13 protein-coding genes and 1 pseudogene are annotated in these 12,356 nt (G+C 65.8%); 8 read left to right on the top strand and 6 right to left on the bottom strand.

Annotated features, from left to right (window positions below):
* Window positions 1-114 precede the first annotated feature (114 nt).
* On the top strand, window positions 115-1,077 hold the full coding sequence (locus HP546_RS06620; protein WP_172221411.1) for a LysR family transcriptional regulator: 963 nt from the start codon (window positions 115-117) through the stop codon (window positions 1,075-1,077).
* Here the strand turns inward: HP546_RS06620 and HP546_RS06625 are convergent.
* The 3 genes from HP546_RS06625 to HP546_RS06635 all read right to left on the bottom strand — a co-directional run bounded on the left by HP546_RS06625 (window position 1,062) and on the right by HP546_RS06635 (window position 5,163).
* Complete coding sequence (locus HP546_RS06625; protein ID WP_172221414.1) at window positions 1,062-2,372, bottom strand: MFS transporter; 1,311 nt, start codon at window positions 2,370-2,372, stop codon at window positions 1,062-1,064. The two genes, HP546_RS06620 and HP546_RS06625, sit on opposite strands and share 16 nt — an antisense overlap.
* Window positions 2,373-2,436: 64 nt before the next feature.
* Window positions 2,437-3,600, bottom strand: a complete 1,164-nt coding sequence (locus HP546_RS06630; protein ID WP_172221417.1) for an acyl-CoA dehydrogenase family protein — start codon at window positions 3,598-3,600, stop codon at window positions 2,437-2,439.
* Between the two features lie 15 nt (window positions 3,601-3,615).
* Window positions 3,616-5,163, bottom strand: a complete 1,548-nt coding sequence (locus HP546_RS06635) for an AMP-binding protein (RefSeq protein ID WP_172221419.1) — start codon at window positions 5,161-5,163, stop codon at window positions 3,616-3,618.
* Window positions 5,164-5,427: 264 nt separating this feature from the next.
* Here HP546_RS06635 and HP546_RS06640 point away from each other — a divergent pair, with 264 nt between their 5' ends.
* Genes HP546_RS06640 through HP546_RS06665 form a run of 6 tightly spaced genes read left to right on the top strand, consistent with a single transcriptional unit; the run spans window position 5,428 to window position 10,384 of the window.
* Window positions 5,428-5,850, top strand: coding sequence for a nuclear transport factor 2 family protein (locus HP546_RS06640; protein ID WP_172221422.1), 423 nt, complete (start codon window positions 5,428-5,430; stop codon window positions 5,848-5,850).
* A complete protein-coding gene (locus HP546_RS06645; protein ID WP_172221425.1) occupies window positions 5,847-6,599 on the top strand; it encodes an SDR family oxidoreductase in 753 nt (250 codons plus the stop codon). The genes HP546_RS06640 and HP546_RS06645 overlap by 4 nt, the downstream gene beginning before the upstream one ends.
* 6 nt (window positions 6,600-6,605) lie before the next feature.
* Window positions 6,606-7,853: an NAD(P)/FAD-dependent oxidoreductase gene (locus tag HP546_RS06650; protein WP_172221428.1), complete on the top strand. Its 1,248-nt coding sequence runs from the start codon at window positions 6,606-6,608 to the stop codon at window positions 7,851-7,853.
* Window positions 7,850-8,659 carry a DUF1365 domain-containing protein gene (locus tag HP546_RS06655; RefSeq protein WP_172221431.1) on the top strand — a complete coding sequence of 270 codons (810 nt, stop codon included), beginning with the start codon at window positions 7,850-7,852 and terminating at the stop codon, window positions 8,657-8,659. Before HP546_RS06650 ends, HP546_RS06655 begins: the two co-directional genes overlap by 4 nt.
* Window positions 8,634-9,893, top strand: coding sequence for a cyclopropane-fatty-acyl-phospholipid synthase family protein (locus HP546_RS06660; RefSeq protein ID WP_172221434.1), 1,260 nt, complete (start codon window positions 8,634-8,636; stop codon window positions 9,891-9,893). The genes HP546_RS06655 and HP546_RS06660 overlap by 26 nt, the downstream gene beginning before the upstream one ends.
* A complete protein-coding gene (locus tag HP546_RS06665) occupies window positions 9,893-10,384 on the top strand; it encodes a DUF2878 domain-containing protein (protein WP_372242418.1) in 492 nt (163 codons plus the stop codon). The genes HP546_RS06660 and HP546_RS06665 overlap by 1 nt, the downstream gene beginning before the upstream one ends.
* On the opposite strand, the gene HP546_RS06670 is transcribed toward HP546_RS06665, so the two are convergent.
* From HP546_RS06670 to HP546_RS06680, 3 genes are read right to left on the bottom strand one after another with little or no spacing between them, the layout of a single operon-like run.
* Entirely contained in the window at window positions 10,322-10,504 is a 183-nt protein-coding gene (locus tag HP546_RS06670; RefSeq protein WP_172221440.1) for a DUF2256 domain-containing protein, read from the bottom strand. The genes HP546_RS06665 and HP546_RS06670 overlap by 63 nt on opposite strands.
* Before the next feature lie 13 nt (window positions 10,505-10,517).
* Window positions 10,518-11,063, bottom strand: coding sequence for a DUF3833 domain-containing protein (locus HP546_RS06675; RefSeq protein ID WP_172221443.1), 546 nt, complete (start codon window positions 11,061-11,063; stop codon window positions 10,518-10,520).
* A gap of 2 nt (window positions 11,064-11,065) precedes the next feature.
* Window positions 11,066-11,602 carry a chalcone isomerase family protein gene (locus HP546_RS06680; RefSeq protein ID WP_372242417.1) on the bottom strand — a complete coding sequence of 179 codons (537 nt, stop codon included), beginning with the start codon at window positions 11,600-11,602 and terminating at the stop codon, window positions 11,066-11,068.
* Between the two features lie 512 nt (window positions 11,603-12,114).
* Here HP546_RS06680 and HP546_RS06685 point away from each other — a divergent pair.
* A pseudogene (locus HP546_RS06685) lies at window positions 12,115-12,356 on the top strand (DUF421 domain-containing protein); the annotation flags it as partial.

Here is a 12,356-nt window from a genome sequence, read left to right on the forward strand (position 1 = left end):
GGCTTGCCTTGGCACGCCCTTTCGGGGTGATACTAGGAGCCGCGCTTCGAACCCCACAAATAACGTGTTCGGATACGTGCCATATCAGTTCGGCATACCCTTGGAACCGCTCCGATGACCCTGAAACAGCTCCGCTACCTGATCGCCATCGTCGAAGCCGGCAGCTTCTCTTCCGCTTCACGTCGCGCCTACATTGCCCAGCCGGCGTTGAGCCGGCAGATCAGCTTGCTGGAAAGTGAACTGGAGATGCAGCTGCTCGACCGCCAGCACGATGGCATTGCCCTGACCGATGCCGGGCGCCAGCTCTATGAAGTGGCCCGGCAGGTGGTGCAGAAACTCGACTCGGTGAAAGATGAGCTGAAATCCAGCCGCGGCGACCCCAAGGGCCACGTGGCCATTTCCATCCCGGCCACGGCCGCCGACCTGCTGCTGCCAGAAATCGTCATGCGCGCCGAACAGCGCTTCCCCGGCGTGACGCTGACCGTATGGGACGGCCTCAGCCGTGAAGGCGGCCAGGCCATCGAGCTGGGCAAGGTGGACTTCGGTGTGGTGCCCAATGCCGAGGAACTCGACCATGTGGAGGCCGAGCCGATCTTCACCGAAGCGCTGTACTGGGTCGGCGCATCAGCCCCTGGCACCCCCGACACCATCACCCTCGCCGAAGCCGCCGCCACCCGGCTGGTGCTGCCGCCCAGGACACTGCACCTGCGCCGACGCATCGAGCAAGCCGCCATGGAAGCCGCCGTACCCCTGGCCGCAGCCTACGAGCAGCAATCGGCGCCCGGCATCGCCAGCCTGGTGCGCGCCGGCCTGGCGGCGACCATCAGCAACTGGCCGCCGCTGAGCGTACTGCTCGAACCCACGGCGGCGCGGCGCATCGTCGAACCGCGCATCAGCCGCACCATCGCCTTGGCGCACTCCCAGCACAAACCCCTGTCGTTCGCTGCCGGTTGCCTGCGCGACCTGGTGCGCAGCGTGCTGATCGACCTGGTCAGCAGCGGCCGCTGGCGGGGCGAACTGATCGGCAAGGATGCCGAGCCGCTGGAGTCGGGGCTCGGCGCTCAGCTGGCGGTCTGAGCGCGCGCCTGCCCGCCAGTTGCAGCCGACAGGCGCAGGCGCTGCTGGGTACGCTGCGGGTTCAAGGTGGCCAGGCCCACCAGCCCGGCCACCACCAGCACCGCGCCGCACACCAGGAAGCCCTGGGCATACCCCGCCGGGTGTTCGCTACCCGCACCTTGTACCAGCAAACCGGTCACCACCGGCGCTGCCAACCCGGCCAGCGAGGCGATGCCGTTGCCCATGGCGAGGATGCCGCCGCGCTGGGCCGCCGGTGTGAACTCGGCGAGCATCGCCGGGCCCACGGAATACATCACCAGCGCCAGGCCACCACTCAATGTCAGCGCGGCGACCCTTGCGGCCGTGCTCAAGCCAGGCAGCATCAGCGAAGCCGACAACAGCCCGCCCAGTATCAGGCACACCGAAACGAACACGCCGCGAGCCACCCGTGACGGCACGCCGCGACGCATCAGGCGCTGGGAGAACCAGGCCAGCAGCAGGCTCAGCGGCGTGGTCACGACCACGAACATGATGAATATGCGCCCGGTCTGCAGCGGGTCGATACCCAGGCCCACCTGCAGGTAACTGGGCACCCAGGTCAGGGTGAGGGCCAGCGACCAGTTGGCGGCGAAGTGGCACAGGTAGTTGCCCATCACGCTGGGGTCACCCAGCAGCCTGCGATAGGGGATAGCCGGTTCGTCGGCCTTGAGCTGGCTGGCACGCAGGCGCTCGAGGGTGCCCTCCTGGCCCAGCCGCCACCACAGCAGGCACCAGACCAGACCGATCAGCGCAAGGATGATGAAATTGGTGCGCCAGCCGTAATGCAGGCTGACCCAGGGGATCATCGCCCCCGCCACCAGAAGGCCCATGGCACTGCCGGCATGCAGCAGGGCCACCGGCAGGTTGCGCCGGTCGTTGGGGAACCACTTGTACAGTGCATGGGTGGCGACCGGCGATGCCGGCCCCTCCCCGATGCCCAGCAGCACCCGGCAGGCGACAATGGCCCACAGTGAGGTGGCGAACAACATCGGCAGCTGGATCAGCGCCCAGAACAGGCCCATGCCCAGCAGCAAGGTGCGGGTGGGGCGCCGGTTGGCCATGAAGCCACCGACCACGGCGGAGATCGCGAAAAACCAATGCAAGGCGCCGCCGATCAAGCCGAACTCGGTGGCCGTCAGGCCCAGTTCGGCGCTCATCGGCACCGCCACCAGGCCGATCACCACCTTGTCGAGAAAGTTGACCAGCATCAGCAGGGCCAGCAACGCGGCCACCAGCCAGGCGGTACGGGGGTTGGGCAGGGAAGAATCCGCAGTCATGGCGAGTACTCTTGTTATTGTTGTGAGGTGTTGCAAAAAGGCCGCCGCAAGGGCGGCCCGTCGTTCAGGCAGGCATCAGCACGCCTTTGGCGATGGTGTTGCGCTGAATCTCACTGGTGCCGGTCAGGATACGCATCATCCGCGTGGCGCGGAAAATCCACTCCACCGGGTGGCCCTGCATCAGCCCGGCGCCGCCGTGCACCTGCACCGCCTTGTCGGCGATGCGGAAGGCTGCCTCGGAGACGAACAGCTTGCACATCGGCGCCTGGGTGCGGATATCGCCCCCGGCGTCGTTCACCTGGGCCGTGGCGTAGACCATGCTGCGCGCAGCGTGCAGCTCGGTGGCCATGTCGGCGATCATGTGGTTGACCGCCTGGAACATGGCGATTGGCTGGCCGAACTGCTTGCGGCTGCGTGCATGCTCGATAGACAGCTCCAGGGCCAGGCCGGCCATCCCTAGCAGGGTGGGGCAATGCAGCAAGCGGTTGAGGGTAATGCGTCCCATGGCCAGTTTGAACCCCTGCCCCTCCTCCCCGATCAGGTTGGCCGCCGGCACGCGCACCTGATCGAGCACGATGTCGCCATGGGCACCGCCACCGGACATCACCGAGTAATCGCTGTCAATTCGCACACCCAGGGCATTGAGGTCGACGAAGAAGGCCGAAATACCCTGTGCGCCCTTGCCCGGCCCGGTCACCGCCAGCAGCACTGCCAGGTCGGCGTAGGTGGCACCAGAGATGTAACGCTTGGTGCCGCTGAGCACATAGTGGTCGCCGTCGCGGCGGGCCTGGGTAGTAATGGCGGTGGCATCGGAGCCGGCCTCGGCTTCGGTCAGGGCAAAGCACACGGCCTTTTCAGCGCGGCACACCGGCTTGAGGAAGGTCTCGACCTGGTAGGGGCTGGCCACCTTGAACAGGTGGCCGACCCGCGGCGGCCCCGACAGCTCGCCCAACACGTGTGCGGCGAGCATGGAGCCTGTCAGCACCGTGGCCTCCTTGACCGCGCACAGGTCGGCCACGTTCAGGCCGGCCCCACCCATGCTTTCGGGCAGCATGATGGTGTACAGGCCCTGCTCGCTGGAAAGTTTCCACACTTGCCGCAGCACCGGCTGGGGGTGCGGGCGCGCCCAGTCCAGCTGTGCCTGCTGCTCTAGCGGGCGTACCTGATCGCGGACGAAACCCTCGATCGCTTCGATGATCTGCGCAGCCTTTGCACTGGGTTGATACATGGTGATGCTCCCTGGTCAGATACGACGTTCGCTGTGTTGCCAGTAGGTGTCCCGGACCAGGCGGCGCACCACCTTGCCATTGGGGTTTTTCGGCAGTTCGCTGACAAAGTCGACGCCGCGCGGCTTCTTGAAACCGGCCAGCGCACGGCCGCAGCGCTCGATCAGCTCGGCGGCCTCCAGTTGCGCCCCGGGCTTGAGCACGACCACCGCGCGCACCGCTTCGCCCCACTGCGCGTCGGGCACGCCGACCACCGCCACCTCGAACACTTCGGGGAAGCCGTAGATCACCTGCTCCACTTCGCTGGGGTACACGTTGAAACCGCCGGAGATGATCATTTCCTTCTTGCGATCGACGATGAACACATACCCCTGGGCATCCACCGTCGCCAGGTCGCCGGTAAGGTAATAACCGTCGCGCATCACTTCGGCGGTGAGCGCCGGGGCGCGCCAGTAGCCCTGCATCACGTCCGGGCCCTTGACCACGATCTCGCCGACTTCACCCGGAGCCACATCCTCGAACGCCTCGTTGACCACCCGCAGGTCGGTCTCGAAGTAGCACCGCCCGCAGGAGGCCAGGCGTTGATAATCGCCGTCTTCCACCAAGTGGTCCTGCTCGGTCAGGACGGTGACCAGCGAACAGGTTTCACCGGCGCCGTAACCTTGCGCGAGAATCGGCCCGAACAGTTCGATGGCCTTTTTCACCAGGGCCGGTGCCATCGGCGCGGCGCCGTACATGACCAGCTTCAGGCTCGACAGGTCGAAGCGTTCGACGCCGGGGTAATTGACCAGGCGGTTGATCATCGCCGGCACCAGGAACAGCCGCGTCACCCGTTCGCGCTGAATGGTCTCCAGCAACAGGCGGTCGTCATAGCGGTCGAGCAGCAGGTTGCAGGCGCCCACCGCCAGCAGCGGCATGATCTGCATACCGCTGGCATGGGTGATGGGCCCCACGTGGGCCATGACGTCGCCCGGCCCGGAGCGCCGTGTAGGGCTGGCAATGCTCTTGCGCACCAGCGCCTTGCGGTTGCCGAACGACAGCATCGCAGCCTTGAGCACCCCAGAGCTGCCGGAGGTGTAATGCAGCACGGCCAGCGCATCGTCGGCCGGGTCCAGGCCCAGCGGTGCCTCACTGCCGCGCTCAAGCAACGCGGCATAACCCAGGTCACCCCCCTCGCCTTCCAGCACGATCAGCTGGCGCAGCAGCGGCAACTCTCTACGCCGCGCTGCCAGCGCCTGGGCAAAATTGGCATCGGTGATCAGTGCAACGCTGCAGGAGTCTTCCAGCACCCGCACCACTTCATCCACTGACAGCCGCGCATTGATCGGCACCTTGACCATTGCCGCCTTGTACAGCGCCACTTCCGCTTCGACCAGCTCCACGCGGTTGGCGGCGAGAATGGCCACATGCTCGCCGACACCCACGCCCAGCGTACCCAGCGCTGAGGCCAAGCGGTTGCTACGGCGCTCCAGCTGGGCGTATGTGACGCGTGTCTGGCTGTCCGCCACGGCGATGTGGTCCGGCCAGTAGCGGGCACTTCGGGTAATCATCGTTCCAAGGTTCACGTTGTTGTTCTCGTCGACAGGAAGACATCGACGATGCTAATCAGCTGTGCGCGTGCAGATGAAATACAAGATTCAGATGTGGGCCATAACTTTATTGGCTGGCGTAAGGCCCAGACATGCAGGGGCTGGCGATCGGTTGGGGTATGGAAGTCATCATGAAACAAAATAACTGTACAAGATTTTTGACTTGTACAGGTTTCAGCTTAGGCTTCAGGTATACCTGTACAACCACTCCAGGCTGTACAGGCGTGCCAGGAGCCGCCCATGTCAGCCTTTCTGCCGCAGTTCGCCGAGCGCTTTGCCCGCCTTGACGGGAAAAGTCTGGATGGTTTGCAAGCCCTGTACAGCGAAGATGTGTGCTTTCGCGACCCCTTGCACCAGATCGAAGGGCTTCAGGCGCTAAGGGCATACTTTGCCCAGCTTTACGCCAACGCACAGGATATCCACTACACCTTCCTCGATGCGGACGAAGTGGCGCCCGGGCGAGGCTACCTGCGCTGGGTCCTGCAGTTCCGCCACCCGCGCCTTGCCGGGGGCCGCACCGTCAGCCTGCAAGGCTGCAGCTACCTGCAATGGCGTGAGCGTGTATTCCTGCATCAGGACTATTTCGACGCCGGCGCCCTGCTCTACGAGCACATACCGGTGATGGGCAGCGCCATCCGCTGGCTCAAGGGTCGCCTGGCATGAGCCGCTGCTGGCTGACCGGCGCGAGCAGTGGCATCGGCGCTGCTTTGGCGCAATGCCTACTCGAACAGGGTCACCAACTGGCACTGGGCGGGCGCGACGCCGAACGCCTGGCGCCGTTGACCGAGCGCTTCCCCGAGCAGACGCTGCTGGCTGTCGGCGACCTTGACGACCCGGACCAGGTGGCCGCTATCGCGGCGCACATCGGGCAGGCATGGGGCGCACTGGATATGGTCGTGCTCAACGCTGGCACGTGCGAGTACCTGGAACCGGGCCACTTCGACCCGGCCTTGGTCGAACGGGTAATGCGCACCAACGTCCTCGCCCTCAGCCATTGCCTCGCGGCCGCCTTGCCCTTGCTGCGCGCTGGTCGGCAACCACAGCTGGTGGTGATGGGCAGCTCGGTCAGCTGGCTGGCCTTGCCTCGCGCCGGCGCTTATGGCGCGTCCAAGGCTGCCGTGCGCTATCTGGTGGAATCCCTGCGGATCGACCTGGCCCACGAAGGCATCGCCACCACGTTGGTCAGCCCCGGCTTCGTCGACACGCCCCTGACCCGCCGCAACGACTTCCCCATGCCGCAACTGTGGACGGCGCCGCGCGCCGCCAGGTACATCGCACGGCGCCTGCCCCGGCGCCCCCTGGAAATCAACTTTCCCGGCCTTTTCACTTTTGCCTTGCGCCTGCTTGGGGCTTTGCCGGCGCGCCTGCGCCTGGCCCTGGGGCAGCGCCTGGCCCGCCACGAACAGGACTGACTGACCATGCGTATCGCCATCATCGGCAGCGGCATCGCCGGCCTGACCTGCGCCTACCTGCTGTCGCGCAAGCACGCGGTGACGGTGTTCGAAGCCGAGCAGCGGGTTGGCGGCCACACCCACACGGTGGATGTGTCGTGGGGTGGGCAGCAGTATGCCGTCGACACCGGTTTCATCGTTTTCAACGACTGGACCTACCCCAACTTCATCCGCCTGCTGGGCCAACTCGGGGTGGCTTCGCGGCCCACAGAGATGAGTTTTTCGGTGCATGAGCCGCGCAGCGGCCTGGAATACAACGGCCACAGCCTGAATACCTTGTTCGCCCAACGCAGCAACCTGATGTCGCCGGGGTTCTGGGGCATGCTGCGCGACATCCTGCGCTTCAACCGGCAGGCGCCGGCAGACCTTGACGCCCGCCGCATCGACCCTGGCACCACGCTCGGCGCCTATCTCGAAACCCATGGCTACCGGCAACGCTTCATCGAACATTACATCGTGCCGATGGGCTCGGCGATCTGGTCGATGTCCTGCGCCGACATGCTCGCCTTCCCGCTGCGTTTCTTCGTCACGTTCTGCCGCAACCATGGTTTGCTGTCGGTGGATGAGCGCCCGCAGTGGCGGGTTATCGAGGGCGGTTCGCGCAGTTATGTCGGGCCGCTTTGCCAGCCGTTCGCCAGCAGCATTCGCCTTGGCTGCAAGGTACAGCGGGTTAGCCGCGACGAAGCGGGGGTGGCACTGTTCAGCGCCGCTGGCAGCGAACGTTTCGACAAGGTCGTGTTCGCCTGCCACAGCGACCAGGCCCTGAGCCTGCTCGAGGCCCCCAGCGCCGAGGAGCAAGCAGTACTGGGCGCGATCCGCTATGCCGAGAACGACGTCGTGCTGCATACAGACACGCGTCTGCTGCCGCGCCGCCGACAGGCCTGGGCCAGTTGGAACTACCGCCTTGGCGGCAACGCCCAGGCCCCGGCTGCCGTCACCTACAACATGAACATCCTGCAGGGCCTGCAGGCCCCGGCGACCTTCTGCGTCAGCCTGAACCAGACCGCGCTGGTAGACCCGGCACAGATTCTCGCCCGTTTTCGCTACGCCCACCCGCAGTACAGCGTGGCCGCCGCCGAGGCGCAATCGCGGCAGCCCCGCCTGCAGGGGCAGGCGCACAGTTATTTCTGTGGCGCCTACTGGGGCAACGGCTTTCACGAAGACGGCGTGGTCAGCGCCCTGCAGGTGGCCAGCCACTTCGGGGAGCAGCTGTGAACAGCGCCCTGTGCCTGGGCTGGGTCAGCCATCGGCGCCTGACGCCGCGGCCCCACACGTTTCGCTACCGGGTGGGCATGTTCGAGCTGGACCTGGACGAGCAAAGTCATTGGCTGGGCCTGTCACCCTGGCTGCGGCGCTGGCGCCTGGCGCCGCTGAGCTGGCGCGAGACCGACTACCTGCCGAGCCTGACCGGCCAAGGCATGCCACTGGCCCAGGCCGCACGCGTGCTGGTCGGCAGGGCCACTGGCCATATCCCCAGCGGGCCGGTGCGCCTGCTGTCGCAGCTGCGTTGCTGGGGCCTGTCGTTCAACCCGGTGAGCTTCTACTTCTGCCATGACGCCGATGGGCAGTTGGCGGCGATCCTGCTGGAGGTGCGCAACACACCGTGGCGCGAACGCTTTCACTATGTGCTGCCGGTGCACGGCGACCTGACGAGTTCGTTCCACATGGCCAAGGCCTTTCACGTCTCGCCGTTCATGCCGGTGGCGATGGACTATCGCCTGCGATTCCACCTCGATCCGGCACACCTGCGCATCCACATGCAGAACTGGCAGGCCGGCCACAAGGTCTTCGAAGCCGACCTGGCCCTGCGCCGTGCACCGCTCGATCGGCGCGCCGTACAGGGTTACGTCCTGGCCTTCCCGTGGATGAGCCTGCGCACGGTCTCGGCCATCTACTGGCAGGCCCTGCGCCTGCTGCTCAAACGTACCCCCATCCATGAACATGCCAAGCACACGGGCGACCTGGCGCTTGGCCAACCCTGCGAGGAACCTGACCATGTCCGACCCGACCCTGAGCGTTAGCAAGTCCGCAGGCCTGGGGCCCTGGCTCGGCGGGCTCGCGCGCGGCGCCGTGCTGGCCCTGTTGGGCAAGCTGCGCCATGGCCACTTGCGCCTGCTCAGCCACGGCCAGCAATGGAGCTTCGGTGATGCCGACAGCCCCTTGCAGGCCGAGCTGGAGGTGCTCGATGACGCCGCCTGGGGGCTGATTGCCGGCAACGGCTCGATCGGCGCTGGCGAGGCCTACATTCATGGTTACTGGCGCAGCCCGGACCTGGCGCTGGTGACGCGCCTGTTCGTCGCCAACCTGGAGGTCCTCGATGCCCTTGAAGGCGGCTTGGCGCGCCTTGGGCGCCCGGCCCTGCGCCTGCTGCACCGGCTCAACCGCAACAGCCGGCGCGGCGCGCGGCGCAATATCCTGGCCCACTACGACCTGGGCAATGCCCTGTTCGAGCAGCTGCTCGATCGCACCATGATGTATTCCGCCGCGCAGTTCGAGCACCCTGCACAATCCCTGGAGCAGGCGCAGCTGAACAAGCTGCAGCGCGTCTGCGAAAAGCTCGAGCTTGGTCCGGACGACCACCTGCTGGAAATCGGCTGTGGCTGGGGCAGCCTGGCCATCCACGCAGCCACCCAGCACGGTTGCCGGGTCACGACTACCACGCTGTCCGAGGCGCAATACACCTATACCCGGCGGCGGGTGCAGGACTTGGGGCTGGAACGGCGCGTGACAGTGCTGCGCGACGACTATCGCGACCTGCGCGGCAGCTACGACAAGCTGGTGTCCATCGAGATGATCGAGGCCGTGGGCCACCGCTACCTGCCCGCCTACTTCCGCCAATGCGCCGCCTTGCTCAAGCCCGACGGGCTGATGCTGCTGCAGGCGATCACCATTCGTGACCAGCGCTACGCTCAGGCCCGCCGCTCGGTGGACTTCATCCAGCGGTATATCTTCCCTGGCGGCGCGCTGCCTTCGCTGAGCGTGATGCTCGATACCGCCAGCCGGCAGACGTCGCTGAACCTGGTGCACCTCGAGGACTTCGGCGTGGACTACGCGCGCACACTGGGGCACTGGCGCGATAACCTGCGCCAGGCCCGCCCAGCCCTGGCTGACCTGGGTTATGACGATGCGTTCCAGCGGCTATGGGAGTTCTACCTGTGTTACTGCCAGGGCGGCTTCGAGGAGCGTGCCATTGGTGTGGCCCAGTTGCTGTGGGCTGCCCCCCAGGCCCGTCGCGCGCCGTTGCCGGCAGCGTGATCAGCCGGGGCCGCTGGCAGCTGGTCAACGCCTTGTGGTTGCAGGCCGGCTGGTGGTTGTGCGTGCTCGGGGCACAGCACCCATTGCTGTTGTGGCTGGTGCCGCTCGGCATCTTCGTGCACCTGCGCCTGTGCCCCGCCCCTTGGGCCGAGGCCAAGGCGTTGTGCCGGGCCACACTGGCCGGCTGCATGCTGGACAGCCTGCTGGGTGCGTTCGGGGTGTTCACCTACACAGCCTGGCCACTGCCGCTGTGGCTGGCACTGCTGTGGCTGGTGCTGGCCAGCGGCCTGCGTCACAGCCTGGCCTGGGCTGGCCGTCGGTTCTGGTCAGGGGCATTACTGGGCGGGATTGGCGGCCCACTGGCCTACCTGGCCGGCGCGCGGCTGGCCGATGTCGCCCTCCCCCTAGGGCCGCTGGTCACCGCCCTGCTACTGGCCCCGGTCTGGGCCCTCGCCTTCCCGTTGCTGCTGCGACTTGCCGCGCGGCCGTGAGCGGCGGCAGCGTTCGGAGCAGTAACGCACCTGCTCCCAACACCGCGCCCAGCGTTTTCGCCACGTGAACGGGCGGCCACAGCCCACGCACAACTTGCTCGGCAACAGCTGTTTTTTCACGGTGCGAGGGTGCTCAATCGCATGCTGCACCCGCTGGCAGGCGGCGGAAGAACAGCGTTATCTGGCCGACCTCCACGCCCAGCTTGCGCATGCTGGTGCGGTTGATCAGGGTGTCGTCATCCATCAGGTACATCCAGTCGTCCATGTCCACCTGCCAGTGCCGCCCGTCGACCGGGAGGTCCAGCTGGTAGCGCCAGCGCAGCGTGTTGCCCGCCATCTCGCCACGGGCTTCACCGATCACGTCGCCGGCAGTGCCACGCCAGTGCCCGGGCCGCTCCGGTGTCAACGTCCAGACCCGGCGCTGGCGTTCACCGTCGCTGTAGACGAAGCGCTCGTCGAGGATCAGCCGCTCGCCCTCGCGGTGGCTGGCAATGCACACGTGAAAACGCTTTGCCACCTCGCCGGAACGCTTCTGGAACATGCCCCAGGCCTGCACCGGCCGCGAGAAAAAGGCCGCCAGATCAAGCTTTGGTTGCTGGCTGGCGTAGTCCTCGACACTGACGTTGCCGCAGCTGCCCAGCAGCAGGCAGGTCAACAGCAGCACCATCTTGTTCTTCATAGTCAGGCTCCTGGGTCTGCGGCCTGGCCGAGCAGGCGCAGGCGTAGTTGAGGGTCGCGGGCGCGCGGGTCAAGCCAGATAGCGAAAAACGCCTTGCAGAAAACCGGGTCGCGCACCTCCCCCGTGAGCTTTCCATCCACGTAGAAACGGCAACCTGCACGGGGCAGGTACAAGCCGACGATGCGCATGCCGGGGTGCACATCCGGGAACGCCGCTTGCAGTGCCCTGGCCCCGTTGGCAAGTTGCGTTGGCGTCACGCTGCCGTCGTTCAGGCGGCGCATCTCTTTGACGCTGGCCTGTACAAGGTTGTCCCGTGACAATGCGCGGTGGTACAGCAACTCCAGGGCAAATGGCCGCCCCCAGTCCTGCCCATGACCGTCAGTCCACAGCCGCGCGGTGTAAACCCGAAAGCCGAACCAGGTGAAGTCGCCACGGCCCAGCACCTGGGCCGAAGGCAGCGCAGCGCGCCAGTCGCCTGCGAGCAGCGGTGCGGCAGCCAACAGCGCAAACAGGCCGGCCCAGCGGAGCATGCGCGGCATGGGATCCACCCTTCATTGAGAATACTTGTACAAGAATAGACGTTTGTAGAGTTATTCTCGGGCAACTGCACATTATCAAGCAGCGAGGGCGCGCCCGCTCCCACAGGGGTACGCGGAGCGCCCAGCATTAGTTCTCTGCGCGACAGCGCAGCCCAATGGGCTCGGCAATCTCCTACAAGGCTGCTGCGGCCACTGCATAAGCGGGTTTATCCCCTGCCCGCTCAAACCCAGGCAGGGTCTGAAAAGTGTTGGTCGATGGTGGCCAGGCCCAAATCTGACCCTGCGACCTTGGCGCTGCGCCCGTCAGATCAAGCCTTCGGCCTCAAGGGTCTTGTGCACCGCCGGACGGCTGGCGACGCGTTTCTGAAACGCTGCCACCGCTGGCCCCACCAAGACCCGGTTGCACGCAAGCTGCCCGCCGTCGCTGATCCAACAGCGGCGAACAGCTGGAACTCCGCAACGGTGAAAGGGTCGACCTGTACATCCAGGCTGGCAAATGACGGGAACAACCCATGGTCTCCTTCGACTTGCAACGGATGCTGTTGGGCGAACTTCCTCTGACCTTCCTCCTCGAAGTTGCCTGTCGTGTTCTTGCCGCCTTCCTCGCGGTTTTTCTCTTTTTGAAATCCAGCGGCCGTCGGGGCATCAAGCAACTGTCGCGCTTTGAACTCGTGGTCATTCTGACGCTGGGTTCTGCTGCAGGGGATGTAACCTTTTACGAAGATGTGCCGCTGTTGCCGGTGGCGTTGGTGTT

It is taken from the genome of Pseudomonas sp. CM25 (genome assembly GCF_013179705.1).
Lineage (GTDB): Bacteria > Pseudomonadota > Gammaproteobacteria > Pseudomonadales > Pseudomonadaceae > Aquipseudomonas.

What these genes read in the sequence shown, in the direction of transcription:
- HP546_RS06620 (WP_172221411.1), top strand. Translation starts at nt 115, where the DNA reads ATGACCCTGAAACAGCTCCGCTACCTGATCGCCATCGTCGAAGCCGGC.
- HP546_RS06625 (WP_172221414.1), bottom strand. Translation starts at nt 2,372, where the DNA reads ATGACTGCGGATTCTTCCCTGCCCAACCCCCGTACCGCCTGGCTGGTG.
- HP546_RS06650 (WP_172221428.1), top strand. Translation starts at nt 6,606, where the DNA reads ATGCGTATCGCCATCATCGGCAGCGGCATCGCCGGCCTGACCTGCGCC.
- HP546_RS06645 (WP_172221425.1), top strand. Translation starts at nt 5,847, where the DNA reads ATGAGCCGCTGCTGGCTGACCGGCGCGAGCAGTGGCATCGGCGCTGCT.
- HP546_RS06630 (WP_172221417.1), bottom strand. Translation starts at nt 3,600, where the DNA reads ATGTATCAACCCAGTGCAAAGGCTGCGCAGATCATCGAAGCGATCGAG.
- HP546_RS06660 (WP_172221434.1), top strand. Translation starts at nt 8,634, where the DNA reads ATGTCCGACCCGACCCTGAGCGTTAGCAAGTCCGCAGGCCTGGGGCCC.
- HP546_RS06640 (WP_172221422.1), top strand. Translation starts at nt 5,428, where the DNA reads ATGTCAGCCTTTCTGCCGCAGTTCGCCGAGCGCTTTGCCCGCCTTGAC.
- HP546_RS06680 (WP_372242417.1), bottom strand. Translation starts at nt 11,602, where the DNA reads ATGCCGCGCATGCTCCGCTGGGCCGGCCTGTTTGCGCTGTTGGCTGCC.
- HP546_RS06675 (WP_172221443.1), bottom strand. Translation starts at nt 11,063, where the DNA reads ATGAAGAACAAGATGGTGCTGCTGTTGACCTGCCTGCTGCTGGGCAGC.